We start from the raw sequence: 17,874 nt of genomic DNA on the forward strand, positions 1-17,874 counted from the left end.
ATTCTTTTTATATTTGCAGTATCAAAGGAAATGGTGTTCTTCCTTACCCAACCGCTTTACAAAAGCTGATGACGCCTGATTAAAAGATTATTAACAAATAACTAATCAGGATTATTATGTCAAAAAGTCAAAGAACACTTGGTAAAAAAGCAGTTTTTCACACTCATTTTTTCTTCAGAAAATTTCCGGCTCTGCTTTATATTTTCAAATGGCTGCTCATCAGTATTATTGTTGGTGCTTTGGTAGGAAGCGCTTCAGCAGGATTTTTGCAATCATTGGAATGGGCAACGAATTTCAGGGAAAATCATCTCTGGCTGATCGCACTGCTTCCGGCAGCTGGATTCCTGATAGGACTTATCTACTATTATTTCGGAAAAGATATTGAAGCAGGAAACAACCTGTTGATTGATACCATTCATGAGCCCAAAGGAATTATTCCGTTTAAAATGGCACCTTTTGTTTATCTCGGAACGATGGTAACCCATTTCTTCGGAGGCTCTGCAGGCCGTGAAGGAACAGCTCTTCAAATGGCAGGTGCTATTGCTGATCAGTTTACAAAACCTTTTAAGCTTGACAGAAATGAAAGAAAAATATTAATTATCGCTGCTATTGCTGCCGGATTTGGTTCTGTTTTTGGGACTCCACTGGCAGGAGCAGTATTTGGTCTTGAGGTTTTTCTGATCGGAAGAATTCGTTATAATGCCATTTTTCCTGCATTTGCTTCTGCAATTCTGGCGGACTGGGCTACCAATCTATGGAATGTAAAACATACCCATTATCATATTGATTTCATCCCAAAACTTGAGTTTTTACCAATTCTCTACAGCATTCTGGCAGGAATCGTCTTCGGAATCTGTGCCGCAGCTTTCAGTAAAACTATCCACTGGATGGGTTCCGTTTTCAAATCAAAAATTACATATCCTCCGCTTCGTCCTGTAGCAGGTGGAGTTATCATTGCCTTAGCTGTTTTTGCGATGGGGACGACCCGATATATCGGATTGGGAATTCCCGTGATTGTAGAATCTTTTGAGAAGCAGCTTCCTTTGTATGATTTTGCTTTAAAAATGATTTTTACGATTGTTACACTTTCAGCTGGATTCAAAGGTGGAGAAGTCACTCCCTTATTCTTTATCGGAGCTACATTAGGCAGCGCTTTGTCTCTCTTTATTCCTTTGCCGTTCGGATTATTAGCAGGAATGGGATTTGTTGCGGTATTTGCAGGAGCCACCAATACTCCTTTAGCCTGTATGTTGATGGGAATTGAATTATTTGGAGCAGAATGCGGTGTGTATGTCGCTATTGCCTGTGTTGTATCTTATCTTCTTTCAGGGCACAACAGTATTTATACCAAACAGAAAATTGGAGAAGCAAAAAACAGAAGATTTGAAAGCCAGCAGGATAAGTCTGTTTCGGATTTTTTATGAGGTGTTGCGAGTTGCGGGATTCGAGATATAAAGTTTAAGGTTCTGAGTAACCAGCAACAAAAAAAACAGCATCCAGCAACAAAATAAATAAACAAACAACTACCAACTCGTATCCCAACCCACGAACCCAGAACCTCGAATCCCATCACCCTCCCACTCTCAAACCCACCAATACCCTTTCTCCATTTCCAACTATAATTCGTAATTTTACCGCATGTTCGATTACAGATTAAAAGTTTTCCATACAGTGGCTTCCCGATTAAGTTTCACTAAAGCTTCAGAAGAGCTTCATATTTCACAACCCGCTGTTACCAAGCATATTAAAGAAATTGAAACTCAGATAGGCGCCAAGCTATTTGACCGTAAAGGAACTTCTATTCAGCTGACTCAGAGTGGAAAAATTCTGTATGAACATGCAGAAAAGATTAGAGGTATCTATCGTGACATCGAATTTGAGATCAGCCAGATCAATCAGCAGCATAAAGGAAAACTGATTATCGGAGCCAGTACAACCGTTGCACAGTATATTTTACCTGAAATTTTAGCTAAATTCAATTCTTATTATAAAGATATTAAAATTGAGCTTCTTACTGGAAATACGGAAACGATCTCAACTCTTTTAAAAGAAGAAAAAATAGATCTGGGTATCATTGAAGGAGAATCACAGTCTTCTTATTTTGAATACAGGACTTTTAAGCCTGATGAAATTGTTTTGGCAGCAAAATCAGATCATCCTCTTGCTCATAAAACTTTAAACTTAAAAGATCTCTATCATTTGGATTTGATTTTCAGAGAACAGGGCTCCGGAACTCTTGAGTTTATACAAAACAGACTTAGAGAGAAAGAAATCAACATTCATGAATTGAATACCGTCATGCAGCTGGGAAGCAGTGAAAGTATCAAAAACTATCTTCTTCACTCAGATTGTATGGCATTTCTATCCATCAGCACCATCCTGAATGAACTTAAAAACAATGTACTGGCTGTCATTGACATTAAAAGCTTCAGCATTGAAAGAGATTTTCATTTTATTCTGCCTAAAGGAGAACAATCTGAACTGATTCAGCTTTTTTTGAGATTTGCAGAGTAGGAGATTTGATGTACAAAGTATTAATGTAAAGAGTATTAATGATCTGACTGCTGTGGTTGATTATCCAAAATACATTTTACATTTAATTATAACTTTTAGTTATCCAATATAACAAAATACAATTTACTTTGTAATACTATTTTCCGGAATTTTGATGCAGATTTTAAAAGTTCGCATTATGAAAGATTTCATCCAAAATGAAATGACCCGGAAAGTATTTTTTATTGTATTGGCCGTTCTCTGCCTTACTCCGCTTATATCTTCACCAATTGCTCTGGCTTTGGGATTTGCCCTGGCTGTTTTTATAGGAAATCCATTTGAGAAACACCTTCATCACTATATTCATTTGCTACTGCAGATTTCAATTGTCGGTCTGGGATTCGGGTTAAAATTGGATGAAGCTCTTCATGCCGGAAAAACAGGATTGATGTTAACGGTGGTAAGTATTGTTACAGTAATGGTATTGGGATATTTCCTGGGAAAAGTATTTAAACTGGAAAGACCTTTATCTTATCTTCTTTCTGCAGGAACAGCTATTTGTGGAGGGAGTGCCATTGCTGCAGTGTCTCCTATTATCAAACCGAGTACGAAACAGATTTCACTTGCACTGGCTATTGTTTTTACATTAAATTCTATTGCATTGTTTGTATACCCTGCCATAGGGCATTTGCTGAATCTTTCACAGGAACAGTTTGGACTTTGGTGTGCAGTGGGAATTCATGATACAAGTTCTGTGGTGGGGGCCGCCAGTAAATATGGGGATGAGGCTTTGAAAATTGCCACGACTGTAAAACTGGCCCGTGCCCTATGGATCATTCCGGTTTCATTGATTACGATGTTCATTTTTAAAAGTAAAGATTCCAAAATAAAAATACCGTGGTTCATTGGTTATTTCATCATAGCCATTCTTCTGAATACGTATTTCCCGTTTCTTGACCGTTTCAGTACTTCAATAACTGTTTTAGCAAAATCCGGACTGAATCTGACCCTGTTTTTCATTGGCTCTACTCTTTCTCTTCAAACCCTGAAATCAATAGGATTAAAACCTTTACTAACCGCTGTGCTCCTTTGGATTACCATAAGTATTGGCAGCCTTCTTTACATTATTCATTAAAATGAGCAGAACCCTTTTGATATCAAAAGGGTTCTGCATATTAAATGTGGAAATGTTTATTTCGTATTGAAATAATTTTCTTTAGATTGCGGCTTCACCACAAGTATACACCTGTGGACAACCTATATACTGTACGCAATACCATGGTCCTGTTACTGCTCCTGAGCAGCTGCATCCGCAAAGAGATAAATCAGGGTTTCCGCTTATTCCTCCAGCGATGTTTTTAAGGTCTTGCTTTCTTAATTTTTTAGCGTTTTTCATAATGTTCATGAGATTTAGTTTGATTAAACAATATAGTTTTTAGTTACCTTCCAAAGTTAAACAAATATTAATTACACGCAACAAAAATTAATGCAAAAATTAATAATTTATTGATTATAATGTGATTATTATATTCAAAATAAGGAATAGCACAGCCCTATTATTTAAACAGTTTAAATTATTCCGTAAATTCCAGGTCTCTGTCGTGGGTTTCCGAAATGGTAAGTGAGGAATAAAATGCAAGCCCAAATACCACCACTCCCACTATGGCTGCGCTTTCTACAACTGGAAAATGACCTTTAAGGGAGTCAAAAGCAAAAATCATAACCGGCACCAATCCTCTTACCATATTGGGAACGGTTGTCGTTGCTGTATTTCTGATATTGGTCCCGAACTGTTCTGCTGCCAGTGTCACAAACATAGCCCAATATCCTGTCCCGAAGCCAAGCCATACACAAAACAAATAGTATTTTGTTTCTGTATTGGTATTGCCAAAAAGCATAATCGCCACTCCGATCAGGGTAAAGATCAGCATATAGAAGATAGCCATTTTACGGGATTTTAAAGCATGGGAAATAAATCCACTTAATAAATCACCGACAGAAATCCCTACATACGCCCACATAATTGCTTTTCCAGGGTTGATCTCTTTAATTCCTAATTCAGGAGCAAACTGATTGGCTAAAACAGCCAGAATCCCTATACAATACCATGTAGGCAATCCTACAGCAATGCATTTTAAATACCTTGTCAATCTGTTTTTATTGGTAAAAAAGGATAGAAAATTTCCTTTTGAAACGTTTTTGTGCTCAATATTCTTATAAATTCCGGATTCGGATACACTTATTCTCAGTATCAATAACATAATTCCCATAATCCCACCGATAATATAAGAAATATTCCAGCCACCAGCCAGTTCTACTGTAAGCTGAGCCACTACAGCTCCCATTAATCCAAAACCGGCAACAACCGAGGTCCCGATTGCTCTTAAACTCTTCGGCAGGCTTTCAGAAACCAGCGTAATTCCCGCTCCAAGCTCTCCGGCCAGACCAATACCTGCAATGAACCTCAAACCGGCATATTGGTATAATAAATGTTCTTTTGGAAAATAAGGAAGGAAACCACAAGCGATATTAGCTAAGGAATACACTAAAATAGATCCGAAGAGTACGGAAAGCCTTCCTTTTTTATCTCCGAAAATACCCCAGAAAACACCTCCGATGAGAAGTCCCACCATCTGACAATTCAGAATAAAGGTTCCGTCAGCATCCGGATTAAGTCCCAGAGCTTTTAAACTTGGTATTCTAACGATTCCGAATAAAAGGAGATCATAAATATCTACAAAATAGCCTAAAGCAGAAATAATAACGGGAATTGAGAAAATGTACTTCAGTTTTGAAGACATGGACAGTTCTTGCATTTTTAAGTTTTGATAAAAATAAAAAACCTTTCAATTTCTTGAAAGGTTTTTATCAAATATCTTTTTCTGATTATTATCTGGCAATATTCACAGCTCTCGTTTCTCTGATTACTGTTACTTTTACCTGTCCCGGATAAGTCAGCTCATTCTGAATCTTCTCAGAAATATCGTAAGAAAGCTGAGAAGCTACTTCATCGTTCACTTTTCCGCTCTCTACCATTACTCTTAGCTCTCTACCAGCCTGAATTGCATAAGCACTGGATACTCCATCAAAGCTTAGTGCAGCAGATTCAAGATCTTTCAATCTCTGGATATAAGATTCCAATACCTGTCTTCTTGCTCCCGGTCTTGCTCCTGAGATTGCATCGGCAACCTGGATGATCGGAGATAATAACGATTTCATTTCAATTTCGTCGTGGTGAGCTCCGATAGCGTTTACTACTTCAGGGTTTTCACCGTATTTCTCAGCCCACTGCATTCCTAAAAGCGCGTGTGGTAATTCTGATTCCTGCTCAGGAACTTTACCGATATCATGTAAAAGACCTGCTCTTTTTGCTAATTTTACGTTTAATCCTAACTCAGCAGCCATAGTTGCAGCAATGTTTGCTACTTCTCTTGAGTGCTGTAGCAAGTTTTGTCCGTAAGAAGAACGGTATTTCATTCTACCAACGATTTTGATTAATTCAGGGTGTAATCCGTGAATTCCTAAATCAATGATAGTTCTCTTACCTACTTCAATGATTTCCTCCTCAATTTGTTTTCTAGTTTTTTCAACTACTTCTTCGATTCTTGCCGGGTGAATTCTACCATCGGTAACCAATCTGTGAAGGGATAGTCTTGCAATCTCCCTTCTTACAGGATCAAAACATGAAAGAAGAATTGCTTCCGGAGTATCATCAACAATAATTTCTACTCCTGTTACGGCTTCTAAAGCACGGATATTTCTACCTTCTCTACCGATAATTCTACCTTTTACTTCATCAGACTCGATATTGAAAACTGATACTGAGTTTTCGATGGCCTGTTCAGTTCCGATTCTCTGAATCGTTTGGATAACGATTTTTCTCGCTTCGTTTTTGGCATTCATCTGAGCTTCTTCCATGATGCTCTGAACGTGTGCCTGTGCTCTTGTTTTTGCTTCTGCTCTCATGGTTTCTACCAATTCTGCTTTAGCTTCATCAGCTGTATAATTAGAGATTTTTTCAAGTATTTCTACTTTCTTAGCGTTAGCTGTATCTAATTCCTGCTGTTTTCTTTCAAGGATTTCGGTTTTCTTAGCATAGTCTGCAATCTGCTTGTCCAGATCTTTTTCAAGTTTCCCAGTCTTGCTAAGTTCATCATTCAGCTTATGCTCCTTGTCTTTCGTTCTCTTTTCAACTTCCTGCATTTTCTTTTCGCGGGACTGAATGTCTGCATCATGCTGAGATTTCAGTTCCAGGAATTTTTCTTTTGCCTGAAGGTTCTTTTCTTTCTTTATGGATTCAGCTTGTACATTAGCTTTTTCTATAAGGTTTTCGGCGTTTTTCTTAGCATCATCTATGATGAATTTTGCCTTAGTATTCAGAGAGCTTTTTGAGAAAAACATTCCCACTACAGCCCCGATTACTAAACAAACAACACCGACTATAACTTCTATCATAATTTATATTGAGTTTTAATTGTATTCATATCCTTGTTAAATAAAAAAAGCCCACAATAATCCAGAGATTGAGAGTAAACTCCTAATCAACACGATTTGAACTGATTTCCACTGTCTGTAATCCGGAAATCCGGCACGCCATTCGATGGACATTTGTTCGGTAATTGTTTAGCGTTGAGTTTACCTTTAATGTGTTAGAATTATTGTAGGCAGTAATTTTTCAGGAAAAAAAATCTATTTCCCGATTTCATTCAACGACTGATTAATCTGCGTTAACCTTTCGTTGGTAGAATTAATATTTTTTTCGTAGTTCAGAGAAACTACTTCTGCATTGGTTCCCAGTTTCAGGGCACACATAGCTAAAGCATCCTGTTTATCTCTTACATCGAAGTTCTGTTCAAAATCTTTAATCATATTCTCGATCTGCTTCCCTACTTTACGCAAAGTTTCTTCCTCTGCTGCCGGTACGTTCAGCGGATACACTCTTCCTGCAATGTTGACGGTTATTCTCCTTACCTCCATTATAATCCACTGTTTTGAAGCTGAGCAATACAGAAATCAATTTCTTTCACCAATCTGTTGATATGGTTTTTCATTAATCTATTGTGTTCAGGATTTCCTGATATTGCTGAATAAAGTTTTATATTTTTTTGTTCTTCTGCTAATACCTGATTCTTTCTTCTTTCCTCATCATATTTCTTCTTCAACTCTTCATGCTCAATATTTAATTCTTTTAAATTTTCCGTAAGATTTTTATAGTTCTTTTGCAGAGTCGAAATCTTTCTCTCTAATTCTGAAAAATTGTTTTCTAAATCTTGAAGCATTTCAGGTTTGTATATTCTAACTAAAAGCAAAAATAAAAAAATAATAACACTAACAAAAATAAAACACTCTATATTTTGATATAACAACAAAAAAGGAGGTGCTAATGCACCTCCGGTCTATTTTTCAATGAGATATTTTTTATTCAAATTTCAGAACAAACATTACGGCTCTTGTCTGTAATGTAGAAATAGCAGATGCCCAGTAAGGAGGTGTAGTAGCATTATCTGCCACTTTCTCATTGTTCATGAAGAATGTTCCTCTGATGGCAGGAGTCAGTTTAAATTTGTTGAAATAAAACTGAATTCCCATTTCTGCAGACCATGCAAAGTTATGGGTAGTTGATCTGTAGATCCCCTGCATGTTATCATCTGTGGAAGTTGAGTTAGACTGAAGGTTAACAACATAGTTTACCCCCGCCGCAACGTAAGGTCTTGAATTGTACCATCTTTGTCCGTGAAGTTCCAACATTACTGGAATGTCAATTAGTGTAGATTTAATTTCTCTTACTTTATCCTTTTCCTGTAAAGGGAATGGCATAAAAGGAGGATTGGTTAAGGAACCACCTGCATAAATGTCATTGGATTGAGTATTAAAAGTCAACTGTCTTTGAGCAAACTGTAAACCTGGTTCTACCCTTACATCAAGATAATCATTCAGTCTCCATTTTGCAATAAGCCCGGCACCGAAACTATAGCTTTCCTTGGATGTAACAAGGTTTTCATTATCATTCATCCCGTACTTTGGATGCAAAACAATGCGGTAATCCAGTCTGTTCCCGTTCAAATAAAACCCCCAACTGAATTTCTGTTCGTCGAAATCTTCCAACTTATCCATTCTGTTTCGGGTTCTGAATTGCGCGTTTGCAAAAACGGCAACATTTACTGAGGTTAAAACCAGTGCTTTTAATAGAAATTTATTCATAGGTTACTTTGTTGCTTTATAAATTGTGGCTATACCTAAACTTAATTTTTTATATTCTACTTTCTTAAATCCCGTATCTAAAAGAATTTGCTTCATCTTCTCCCCGAAAGGAAAAGCATTTACAGAATCCGGAAGGTATGTATACGCCCTATTATCCTTAGAAACCAATCTGCCAATGGCAGGCAATATATTTTTGAAATAAAACATATAAAATGGCCCCATGAAACCCTCAACCTTTGAAAACTCCAGTATATAAACACTTTTGTTATCTTTAACTACTCTTCTTAACTCTGCTAAACCTTTGGTAAGATTCTCAAAATTCCTTACTCCAAATGCAACGGAAACAGCATCAAATCTATTGTCCTCGAAAGGTAAATTTTCTGCATCCCCTTTTTGCATGGAAATTTTGCCGTCTAATTTAAGTTTTTTTATTTTAATAACGCCAACATTCAGCATTTGTTGTGATAAATCTAATCCAACTACTTTAGAACCGGTTCCTTTTTCAATGGTTATTGCCAGATCTCCCGTTCCTGTAGCCACATCCAGCACTTCCTGCGGATTATCATTTTTCATCCATTTTACCAGTTTATTTCTCCACAGAATGTCAATTTTCATGGATAAAACACGGTTCAGAAGGTCGTACTTCGGTGCAATATTGTCGAACATATCCTCTACTTGGCTTTTTTTTGTAGCCTCTGAATTGTAGGGAGTAACTTTGGTGATATCTTTTGTCAAAACTTAAAACTTGTAATATTCTTTATAATAATTTAGGTAATCCTGCTTTCTGAAGATTTTAGATCGTGATTCCACTTTCTGGATATTCTTAATCACTTTATCATAATCTTCATCCACATTGTAATAAAAATCTTCTGTGTAAAGCTTATTGAAGCGCTTTGCTCCTCCGTAATAATCCTTTCCGTCAATAACGGTTTTATCAAGGTTCGCCAGCAACGAATCTTTCTTAAGATTGTATCCGTAGTACTGATCATTTACATAGTAATCCTGGTGTGTAATATTAATCAGACCACGAAGTTTATTCACCTCAAATGCTGAATCATACAGCATCTTTTTGTTCTGATCAAAAACCTGAATAGAGTTTTTCCCTTTATTCAAATCTACATGCACATACTGCCCGGCAGAGATGATTCCTTCAGATCCGTTATTGATCTTAAAGTAATACGTATTCGGGGTAGGATTATCTACAACATAATAATTCTTCTTGGCTAAAAAAAGGAAGTAGATCCCAAAGGCAACGATAAACGCCACAGCTGCAATAAGTAAGCCTTTTAAGGACGAGTTGTTTTTCATAGATTGTAAAGTACAATTTTTGCAAATTTAATAATATTTTTAATTCTCCGTTATTAATATTAATTATTAACTTTGCATCTTTAAAAAAATCATATAAACGAATGCCGAATACGATCATTATTGGCTCTGGATCTTATATTCCGAACAGAGTTATTGGTAGAGATTACTTCATGAATTCCGAGTTCTATACTGAAGACGGAGTAAAGATTGAAAAGCCTGTGGAAGAGACCATTGCGAAATTTGTAGAGATTACAGAAATCGAAAACAGGAGATTCATTGAGGATGATCTTTCCAACTCACAAATCGGTTATGAAGCTGCAAAAATTGCCCTTGAGGATGCAAAAGTAGACGGTGAGGAATTGGATTATATCATTTATGCAAGCAATTTCGGAGAAGTTACTGAAAACGGATATGCTGATTTTATGCCTACAATGGCAGCTAGAGTAAAGAATAAGCTTGGGATCAAAAACAGAAAATGCGTAACGTATGATATGGTTTTCGGATGTCCTGGGTGGGTAGAAGCTATGATTTTGTCTGATAATTTAATTAAAGCTAAGGTTGCCAAAACCATTCTTGTCATAGGCGCTGAAACTTTAAGCAGAGTAACAGACCCGCATGACAGAAACAGAATGATCTTTGCTGACGGTGCCGGAGCAGTAGTTGTAAAGGCAACAGACGAAGAGAATGTAGGAATTATTGCCCACAACACAATTTGTGACAACGGACCGGAATTAAACTACCTTGAAAATCAACCTTCCATCAATAAAGAAGTAGACCAAAAGCGCCTTTATGTAAGAATGTTAGGAAGAAAAATTTACGAATACGCTCTTAAAAATGTACCGGATGCCATCAAGGACACCATTACAGATGCAGGCCTTTCTATTGAAGATATAGACAAAATCTTAATTCACCAGGCTAATGCTAAAATGGATTACGCCATGATTGAAAGACTTCACAGGCTTTATGATGTGAAAGAATACGATCATGCGATCTCTCCTATGACAATTCAGGATCTTGGAAATACTTCTGTAGCAACAATTCCTACCATGTATGATTTAATAATTAAAGGAAAAATGGCAGGTCAATCGTTTAAAGAAAAAGGTAACGTTGTGATGACTTCGGTAGGTGCCGGAATGAACATTAATGCTATCGTTTACAGATTTCCTTAAATAAATATTTAATAAATAAAAAAAATATAAAAGCACAGGGAAGTTATTCTTTGTGCTTTTTTGATCAGAACATGCAAAAGAATTTTTTAATCATTGCGGGAATCTTCCTGTTTTTGGAAGTTTATATTTATCAGGCTATCAGAACACTCACTGATAATTCATGGATAAGAATCGGATATTGGGTACTCTCTCTAGCCGTGTATGGAATTTTCGCTTACGAAGTCACTCACTTCCAAAGATCAGACAGAAGTACGGTAAGAGCTCAGATCATGATCTCTTTATTTTTGATATTCATCCTTCCTAAAATCTTCGTAGTTCTGTTTCTATTAATTGATGATATCATCAGAACCGGAGGATACCTGATCGGCTTTACCCAGTCTACGGAAAATTTCTTCCCGGAAAGAAGGAAATTCCTGAGTATTGTAGGCCTGGGAATGGGAGGTGTTCTTTCCGCTCTTTTCATAGATGGGATTACTTTTGGCAAATACCGTCACACCGTAAGAAGGGTAAGAGTAAAATTCAACAATCTTCCGAAAAGTTTCAAAGGATACAAAATCATTCAGATTTCAGATGTTCACAGCGGAAGTTTCTCCGATCCTGGTAAATTGCAGCATGCGATTGACCTGATCAACGAGCAGAAACCTGATCTGGTATTATTTACCGGAGATATGGTGAACAACGTTGCTGATGAGTTCAAACCTTTCATTCCTTTATTTTCAAAAATCCAGGCTAAAGATGGCAAGTTTGCGGTATTAGGAAACCACGATTACGGAGATTACGTAACCTGGGCATCACCAGCAGCTAAAAAAGAAAATCTTGATACTTTGATCGGTTATGAAAAACAGGCTGGTTTTGATATGCTGAGAAACGAACACAGAGTTATCGAAAGAAACGGAGAAAAGTTATATATTCTTGGCGTTGAGAACTGGGGATTAAAACCATTCCCTCAATTCGGAAAAATAGACGATGCCTTACAAGGAGTACCGGAATCCGCCACAAAGATCTTAATGAGCCATGACCCCACCCACTTTGATTATGTGGTAAAAAAGCACCCTTCAAACATCCACCTGACCCTTTCAGGACATACGCATGGGATGCAGTTTGGATTAGATCTTAAAAATGTAAAATGGTCACCGGTTCAATACCGATACCCAAAATGGGCCGATTTATATGAAAGCGAAGGGAAACTATTGTACGTAAACAGAGGGTTTGGTGTACTGGGATATCCGGGAAGAGTGGGTGTATTGCCGGAGATTACACTTTTTGAACTGAGCTAGAAGTGCGGGGTTCGGGATGCTAGTTATTAGTTGCTGGTTGTTTGGTTGCGAGTTAATTTTGTTTTGGGTTTTAAGTTGTTGGTTTCTTTTTGTTACTAATTTTTTGTTGCTGGCTACACACAACCTTAAACTTTGAACCTTGAACCTTAAACTTTGAACCTTGAATTCTCCCTAATCCCTGCAACCTGCAACCTAAAAAATATAATCTTTCATACGGGAAGTAGCCATTTCCCGGTCATTAAGAAAAGTAAGGAGGGCATCTAATTTGTCCTCCATTTTTTTGCCCGAAAATAAGCTTCGGTAAAAAGGAATATCAAAACGGTATTTCTTAAAGTCTGTAAACTGCCATGTGTTCAGATAAATCAGAACAAATTCCTCATTCTGCAATGTTTCCAGAACCATATTCTGATAATACTTCATCGGCAGGATCTGAAACACAAAATCATTATAGGGCAATTGGCTGTAAGGAGAGATGCTTTCAGGAACAATACTCAGCCCGTCCTCTTCTGTAATTTCTGTATCTCTTTTAAGCCTTTTGAAAGGAAAAAGAATATTAGCATTATCAATGTTCGAGACATAATTAAATTCCATCAGTTTCAAAACTTCCTGTGAAACTTTCACATCTTTCTGACGGATTCCCCTGATCTGTTTTTCCAGCAGATCCTGAATATCCTTTTTGGCATTTTCAATTTCTTCAGGATTGGAGTCTTTATTATAAAAAGCAATTTCATGCCCTTTGGATGAAATTGCTTTTATTAAATTTTGAAGTCTTCCGACAAGAGAAACCTCTACGAAAAAACTTGATTTGATATCATGAATATCTAAAATCCTAAGAATTGCTCTGGTATTATTTTCTATAATTTTCAATCGTTCATCATCAGTAATTTGAGAGCCATTTTTTACTTCAGCTTCAATACAAGTGATGTTAAAAGTTAACAATACCATTTAAATTAAAATTTATATAAATTCTATAAAATATTAAAAATCAGACGTTAAAACAATTATTAATTAAAGCATTACTTTATATTATTAATCCTTGCTTAATTTTACTTTCAGATTCTTGATCATGTCCTTTGTCATTTCAGAAATTCCGAAATCATAAGTCAGACCCCAGTCTTTTTTAGCTACAGAATCATCAATAGAAGCCGGCCATGAATCAGCAATTGCCTGTCTGAAATCCGGGTTATAGTCGATAGCAAAATCCGGAATTTCTTTCTTGATTTCTGCCGCCAGTTCTTTCGGAGTAAATGACATTCCACCCAAATTATAGGAAGAACGAACAGATAAACTTTCTTTAGGAGCGTCCATTAATTTCAAGGTTGCATTGATGGCATCATCCATATACAACATCGGCATTCCTGTATCTTCGGAAATGAAGCTTGTATATTTTCCATCTTCAATTGCCTTATAGAAAATCTCAACAGCATAGTCAGTAGTTCCACCACCTGCCGGAGTTTTCCATGAGATCAATCCGGGATATCTGATACTTCTTACATCTACACCATATTTATCGAAATAGTATTCACACCACTTCTCCCCTGCCATTTTTGAGATCCCGTAAACAGTTGTTGGGTTCAACACTACATCCTGTCCTACATCATGTTTTGGAATTCCTTTTCCAAATACAGCAATAGAACTTGGCCAGAAGATCTTTTTAAGAAGCCCTTCTTTCGCCATTTCACAAAAATGAAGCAGTGGCTCAAGATTCAGTTTCCATGCAAAAATAGGCTGCTTTTCCGAAGTCCCGGATAAAAGCGATGCCAAGTGATACACTGTAGTAATCTCGTAATCATGAATCACCTGTCTTACCAATTGTGTATTGGTAACATCCATTCTTTCATAGTGTCCGGCAGAAGTAATTCCTTCCTGCCATCTGTCCAATCCTGAAGCAACAACGTTCTCCGCTCCGTGGATTTCAACAAGTCTGTTCGTAAGTTCGGTACCAATTTGTCCCAAGGCACCTGTAATCAGTATTCTTTCCGTATAGGATTCCATTTTTCAGATTTTTTTAGAATTGTACAAAAGTAAAAAAAACATGCCAACCATAATAAAAAAGGTGTATTTAAAAACACTCCTCTAATAATGAATACGGATATATTCAATTCAAACAGGTAAAATTCTCCTTAAACAATAGAAAATATCAAATGCATTGATCATACCTCATGATTAACTTAAAATTCAATAATTTTGTTTCAAAGAAAAAACAATCATATGAAGAAGATTTTAATTGCTTCGATTTTGCTGGCCAGTCCGCTTAGCTGGGCTCAGTTTACCAATTTCAATATCATCAAGGAAGCACAGGTAAAAAATAAAGGTGTTGTAGTATCTGCACATCCATTAGCCAGTGAAGCTGGAGCCAAAATCTTAAAGATGGGTGGAAATGCCTATGACGCTGTTACAGCCACACAATATGCCCTTGCTGTGGTGTATCCTCAGGCAGGAAACATTGGTGGTGGTGGATTTTTAGTAGGTGTAAAAAATAACGGGGAAAAATTTACATTAGACTACAGGGAAACTGCACCGAAAAAAGCCTCCAGAGACATGTACATTGATAAAAAAGGAAAAGCAGATACAGATCTTTCCCAAAACGGAAGGCTGGCAGTAGGTATTCCTGGAAGTGTGGCAGGTTTTTTTGCTACCCTGAAATACTGCAAACTACCTATGGAAAAGATTATTCAGCCCGCCATTGATCTTGCCGAAAAAGGATTTGCCATTACAGATAAGGAAGCAGAAATGCTGAATAACCAAAGGGAAAAATTCCAGAAACATAATAAATCTTCAATCATTTTTGTAAAAGATGCTCCTTGGAAAGCCGGAGATCTGCTGATTCAAAAAGACCTGGCCGAAACCTTGAAATTGATTCAGAAATTGGGAGCAAAAGGCTTTTATGAAGGAAAAACCGCTGATCTTTTGGTGGCTGAAATGAAAAGAGGTAACGGAATCATCACGCTGGAAGATCTTAAGAACTATAAGGTTGCGGAAAGAAAAGCCCTTGAATTTGAATACAAAGGAAACAATGTGGTAACCATGCCCCTGCCATCAAGCGGTGGAGTTCTTCTGGCTCAGATGCTAAGAATGGCAAGTTTTGAAAACCTCGAAAAATATCAGCAAAACTCTACAAAAGCTGTCCAGATCATGACTGAAGCGGAAAGAAGAGCCTTTGCAGACAGAGCAGAATATATGGGTGACCCGGATTTTATTCAGGATAAAACTTCTTACCTTATCTCTGACGACTATCTGAAAGGAAGATGGAAGAGTTTTAGTTTTGATAAAGCTACACCAAGTGCAGAAGTTGGCAAAATCATAGCACAGCCTCAGGAATCTATGCAGACTACTCATATTTCCGTATTGGATAAGGATGGAAATGCTGCTTCTGTAACAACAACCCTTAATGGTTACTATGGAAGCAAAGTTTTAGTTTCGGGAGCCGGATTCTTTTTAAATAACGAAATGGACGATTTTTCTATCAAACCAGGTGTACCAAACATGTTCGGGGCAGTGGGCGGAGAAGCCAATTCTATCCAGCCTAACAAGAGAATGCTTTCTTCCATGACTCCAACTATTCTCCTTAAAAATGGGAAACCTTATATGGTGGTAGGAACTCCTGGAGGAACTACAATCCCTACTTCAGTATATCAGTCTATTGTGAATGTTGTGGATTTTAAACTGAATGCCAATATGTCTGTGAATACACCAAAATTTCATCACCAGTGGCTTCCGGAAACCATTACAGTAGAAAACAACTTTCCTGAAAGCACAATTTCTGAACTGAAAAGCAAGAATTACATCATTGAAAAGACGAAATATATCGGAAAAACAGAAATGATTGTTCTTGATGAAAACGGAAGCATCCATGCAGTAGCAGACGGCCGCGGAGATGACTCTGTTGCAGTGGAATAATATCCTATACCTATATTATAATACAGCTCCGGCTTCATTCTAAAAGGCTTTTGCCTTTTTACGAATGAAGCCGGAGTTTTTTATTCATCAACCCACTGCCCCAGATCTTTCCAATGACTTTTGTCATGTTTTCAGATAAATTTTCTTAATTTTCGCCCTTAAAAAAACAAAACGACTGTTCTTTGAAAGCAAAAAAAATACACAATCAGCTTTATTTCCAAGTGATTATAGCCATTGTTGCCGGTATTCTTCTTGGAAAATTTTATCCTGAATTAGGAGAGAAAATGAAACCTCTTGGAGATGGGTTCATCAAATTAGTCAAAATGATTATTGCTCCGGTAATTTTTATTACCCTTACTTTAGGAATCGCCCATATGACCGATTTGAAAAAGGTAGGCAGAATTGCTATTAAAGCAATGATCTATTTTTTCACATTTTCAACTCTTGCACTTATCATTGGATTACTGATAGGAAATATTTTACAGCCGGGTCATGGTTTAAATATAGATCCTTCTACTCTTTCGGGTGATGTTTCACAATACCAGGCAAAAGCTCATGAATCAACACTTACGGGTTTCATTATGAATATTATTCCTGAGACTTTATTCAGTCCTTTGGTGGGTGATAATATTCTTCAGGTTCTGCTGGTTGCTATTTTAATGGGAGTAGCTTTGGTTTTAACAAAAGAAAAAAGTCAGAAAGTAACTGATTTTTTACAGGATCTGTCAACTCCGGTATTTAAAATCGTTCATATGCTTATGAAACTGGCCCCGATAGGAGCTTTTGGAGCAATGGCATTTACTATTGGAAAGTATGGGCTTCATTCTGTACTGAATCTTATATTTCTGGTAGGTACCTTCTATATTACCTCTATACTATTTGTTGTTTTGGTATTAGGAGCTGTGGCATGGTATAACGGATTTAATATTTTTAAACTTCTTTTTTATCTTAAAGAAGAACTTCTTCTTGTTTTGGGAACCAGCTCATCAGAATCTGCTCTTCCAGGAATTATGGAAAAGCTTGAAAAAGCGGGTTGTTCACGCGCCATTGTAGGCCTTGTAGTTCCCACAGGATATTCTTTCAATCTTGATGGAACCAATATTTATATGACCCTTGCCTCTCTGTTTATAGCACAGGCATTAAACATTCATCTTCCCATTGAAAAACAGCTGATGCTTCTTCTTGTAGCAATGTTGAGTTCAAAAGGTGCAGCAGGAGTTACAGGTGCAGGATTTGTAACACTGGCAGCAACCCTGGCAGTAGTTCCGGAAATTCCAATTGCCGGAATGACATTAATCCTCGGAATAGATAAATTTATGAGTGAATGCAGAGCGCTGACGAATGTAATTGGGAATTCTGTAGCGACTGTAGTGGTTGCCAACTGGGAAAAACAGCTTGATAAAAAACAGCTTCAATATTGTCTGGATCACCCGGCCGAAGTTGAGAAAAAGCTGGAAGTGTAAACAGGTGGCAGATTGTAGGTTGCAGGGATTAGGGAGAATTCAAGGTTCAAGGTTCAAAGTTTA

17 protein-coding genes and 1 riboswitch are annotated in these 17,874 nt (G+C 37.1%); of the genes, 7 read left to right on the top strand and 10 right to left on the bottom strand.

Annotation, left to right across the window (positions count from 1 at the left end):
- Positions 1-17 precede the first annotated feature (17 nt).
- A riboswitch (Fluoride riboswitch) is annotated at positions 18-85 on the top strand.
- Positions 86-116: 31 nt separating this feature from the next.
- The 3 genes from OL225_RS11820 to OL225_RS11830 all read left to right on the top strand — a co-directional run bounded on the left by OL225_RS11820 (position 117) and on the right by OL225_RS11830 (position 3,628).
- The gene (locus tag OL225_RS11820) at positions 117-1,424 is read left to right on the top strand and encodes a voltage-gated chloride channel family protein (RefSeq protein ID WP_264518385.1); all 1,308 of its coding nucleotides are present in this window, start codon (positions 117-119) and stop codon (positions 1,422-1,424) included.
- A gap of 214 nt (positions 1,425-1,638) precedes the next feature.
- Positions 1,639-2,514: a LysR family transcriptional regulator gene (locus tag OL225_RS11825; protein ID WP_264518386.1), complete on the top strand. Its 876-nt coding sequence runs from the start codon at positions 1,639-1,641 to the stop codon at positions 2,512-2,514.
- 178 nt (positions 2,515-2,692) lie between these two features.
- Entirely contained in the window at positions 2,693-3,628 is a 936-nt protein-coding gene (locus OL225_RS11830; RefSeq protein ID WP_156118397.1) for a YeiH family protein, read from the top strand.
- Between the two features lie 81 nt (positions 3,629-3,709).
- Here the strand turns inward: OL225_RS11830 and OL225_RS11835 are convergent, their stop codons facing one another.
- From OL225_RS11835 to OL225_RS11870, 8 genes are all read right to left on the bottom strand, one after another.
- Positions 3,710-3,898, bottom strand: coding sequence for a hypothetical protein (locus OL225_RS11835; RefSeq protein ID WP_047376860.1), 189 nt, complete (start codon positions 3,896-3,898; stop codon positions 3,710-3,712).
- Between the two features lie 169 nt (positions 3,899-4,067).
- A complete protein-coding gene (locus tag OL225_RS11840) occupies positions 4,068-5,309 on the bottom strand; it encodes an MFS transporter (RefSeq protein WP_047376861.1) in 1,242 nt (413 codons plus the stop codon).
- Between the two features lie 73 nt (positions 5,310-5,382).
- On the bottom strand, positions 5,383-6,948 hold the full coding sequence (rny, locus tag OL225_RS11845) for a ribonuclease Y (protein WP_047376862.1): 1,566 nt from the start codon (positions 6,946-6,948) through the stop codon (positions 5,383-5,385).
- A gap of 234 nt (positions 6,949-7,182) precedes the next feature.
- Positions 7,183-7,470: a cell division protein ZapA gene (locus OL225_RS11850; protein ID WP_034695967.1), complete on the bottom strand. Its 288-nt coding sequence runs from the start codon at positions 7,468-7,470 to the stop codon at positions 7,183-7,185.
- On the bottom strand, positions 7,470-7,772 hold the full coding sequence (locus tag OL225_RS11855) for a hypothetical protein (RefSeq protein WP_047376863.1): 303 nt from the start codon (positions 7,770-7,772) through the stop codon (positions 7,470-7,472). Before OL225_RS11855 ends, OL225_RS11850 begins: the two co-directional genes overlap by 1 nt.
- Positions 7,773-7,911: 139 nt before the next feature.
- Positions 7,912-8,694 (bottom strand): porin family protein, encoded by a 783-nt coding sequence (locus OL225_RS11860; RefSeq protein WP_047376864.1) that lies wholly within the window; start codon positions 8,692-8,694, stop codon positions 7,912-7,914.
- 3 nt (positions 8,695-8,697) lie between these two features.
- Positions 8,698-9,429: a bifunctional demethylmenaquinone methyltransferase/2-methoxy-6-polyprenyl-1,4-benzoquinol methylase UbiE gene (gene ubiE / locus OL225_RS11865; protein WP_034695974.1), complete on the bottom strand. Its 732-nt coding sequence runs from the start codon at positions 9,427-9,429 to the stop codon at positions 8,698-8,700.
- A gap of 3 nt (positions 9,430-9,432) precedes the next feature.
- Positions 9,433-10,002 carry a hypothetical protein gene (locus tag OL225_RS11870; RefSeq protein ID WP_047376865.1) on the bottom strand — a complete coding sequence of 190 codons (570 nt, stop codon included), beginning with the start codon at positions 10,000-10,002 and terminating at the stop codon, positions 9,433-9,435.
- A gap of 101 nt (positions 10,003-10,103) precedes the next feature.
- Between OL225_RS11870 and OL225_RS11875 the strand changes: the two genes are divergently transcribed.
- The gene (locus OL225_RS11875) at positions 10,104-11,171 is read left to right on the top strand and encodes a 3-oxoacyl-ACP synthase III family protein (protein WP_047376866.1); all 1,068 of its coding nucleotides are present in this window, start codon (positions 10,104-10,106) and stop codon (positions 11,169-11,171) included.
- Positions 11,172-11,242: 71 nt separating this feature from the next.
- Entirely contained in the window at positions 11,243-12,448 is a 1,206-nt protein-coding gene (locus OL225_RS11880; RefSeq protein ID WP_264518387.1) for a metallophosphoesterase, read from the top strand.
- Positions 12,449-12,640: 192 nt separating this feature from the next.
- Here OL225_RS11880 and OL225_RS11885 read toward each other — a convergent pair whose 3' ends face one another.
- On the bottom strand, positions 12,641-13,393 hold the full coding sequence (locus tag OL225_RS11885; protein ID WP_264518388.1) for a polysaccharide deacetylase: 753 nt from the start codon (positions 13,391-13,393) through the stop codon (positions 12,641-12,643).
- An 84-nt stretch (positions 13,394-13,477) separates the two neighbouring features.
- Positions 13,478-14,443, bottom strand: coding sequence for an NAD-dependent epimerase/dehydratase family protein (locus OL225_RS11890; protein ID WP_047376869.1), 966 nt, complete (start codon positions 14,441-14,443; stop codon positions 13,478-13,480).
- A gap of 216 nt (positions 14,444-14,659) precedes the next feature.
- Here OL225_RS11890 and ggt point away from each other — a divergent pair, with 216 nt between their 5' ends.
- Together ggt and OL225_RS11900 are read left to right on the top strand one after the other, a co-directional pair.
- Positions 14,660-16,348 carry a gamma-glutamyltransferase gene (ggt, locus tag OL225_RS11895; protein WP_264518389.1) on the top strand — a complete coding sequence of 563 codons (1,689 nt, stop codon included), beginning with the start codon at positions 14,660-14,662 and terminating at the stop codon, positions 16,346-16,348.
- Positions 16,349-16,530: 182 nt separating this feature from the next.
- Positions 16,531-17,811, top strand: a complete 1,281-nt coding sequence (locus OL225_RS11900; RefSeq protein WP_264518390.1) for a dicarboxylate/amino acid:cation symporter — start codon at positions 16,531-16,533, stop codon at positions 17,809-17,811.
- Positions 17,812-17,874: the final 63 nt, after the last annotated feature.

The organism is Chryseobacterium viscerum (assembly GCF_025949665.1).
Lineage (GTDB): Bacteria > Bacteroidota > Bacteroidia > Flavobacteriales > Weeksellaceae > Chryseobacterium > Chryseobacterium viscerum_A.

What these genes read in the sequence shown, in the direction of transcription:
- OL225_RS11820 (WP_264518385.1), top strand. Translation starts at nt 117, where the DNA reads ATGTCAAAAAGTCAAAGAACACTTGGTAAAAAAGCAGTTTTTCACACT.
- OL225_RS11825 (WP_264518386.1), top strand. Translation starts at nt 1,639, where the DNA reads ATGTTCGATTACAGATTAAAAGTTTTCCATACAGTGGCTTCCCGATTA.
- OL225_RS11830 (WP_156118397.1), top strand. Translation starts at nt 2,693, where the DNA reads ATGAAAGATTTCATCCAAAATGAAATGACCCGGAAAGTATTTTTTATT.
- OL225_RS11835 (WP_047376860.1), bottom strand. Translation starts at nt 3,898, where the DNA reads ATGAACATTATGAAAAACGCTAAAAAATTAAGAAAGCAAGACCTTAAA.
- OL225_RS11840 (WP_047376861.1), bottom strand. Translation starts at nt 5,309, where the DNA reads ATGCAAGAACTGTCCATGTCTTCAAAACTGAAGTACATTTTCTCAATT.
- rny (WP_047376862.1), bottom strand. Translation starts at nt 6,948, where the DNA reads ATGATAGAAGTTATAGTCGGTGTTGTTTGTTTAGTAATCGGGGCTGTA.
- OL225_RS11850 (WP_034695967.1), bottom strand. Translation starts at nt 7,470, where the DNA reads ATGGAGGTAAGGAGAATAACCGTCAACATTGCAGGAAGAGTGTATCCG.
- OL225_RS11855 (WP_047376863.1), bottom strand. Translation starts at nt 7,772, where the DNA reads ATGCTTCAAGATTTAGAAAACAATTTTTCAGAATTAGAGAGAAAGATT.
- OL225_RS11860 (WP_047376864.1), bottom strand. Translation starts at nt 8,694, where the DNA reads ATGAATAAATTTCTATTAAAAGCACTGGTTTTAACCTCAGTAAATGTT.
- OL225_RS11870 (WP_047376865.1), bottom strand. Translation starts at nt 10,002, where the DNA reads ATGAAAAACAACTCGTCCTTAAAAGGCTTACTTATTGCAGCTGTGGCG.
- OL225_RS11875 (WP_047376866.1), top strand. Translation starts at nt 10,104, where the DNA reads ATGCCGAATACGATCATTATTGGCTCTGGATCTTATATTCCGAACAGA.
- OL225_RS11880 (WP_264518387.1), top strand. Translation starts at nt 11,243, where the DNA reads ATGCAAAAGAATTTTTTAATCATTGCGGGAATCTTCCTGTTTTTGGAA.
- OL225_RS11885 (WP_264518388.1), bottom strand. Translation starts at nt 13,393, where the DNA reads ATGGTATTGTTAACTTTTAACATCACTTGTATTGAAGCTGAAGTAAAA.
- OL225_RS11890 (WP_047376869.1), bottom strand. Translation starts at nt 14,443, where the DNA reads ATGGAATCCTATACGGAAAGAATACTGATTACAGGTGCCTTGGGACAA.
- ggt (WP_264518389.1), top strand. Translation starts at nt 14,660, where the DNA reads ATGAAGAAGATTTTAATTGCTTCGATTTTGCTGGCCAGTCCGCTTAGC.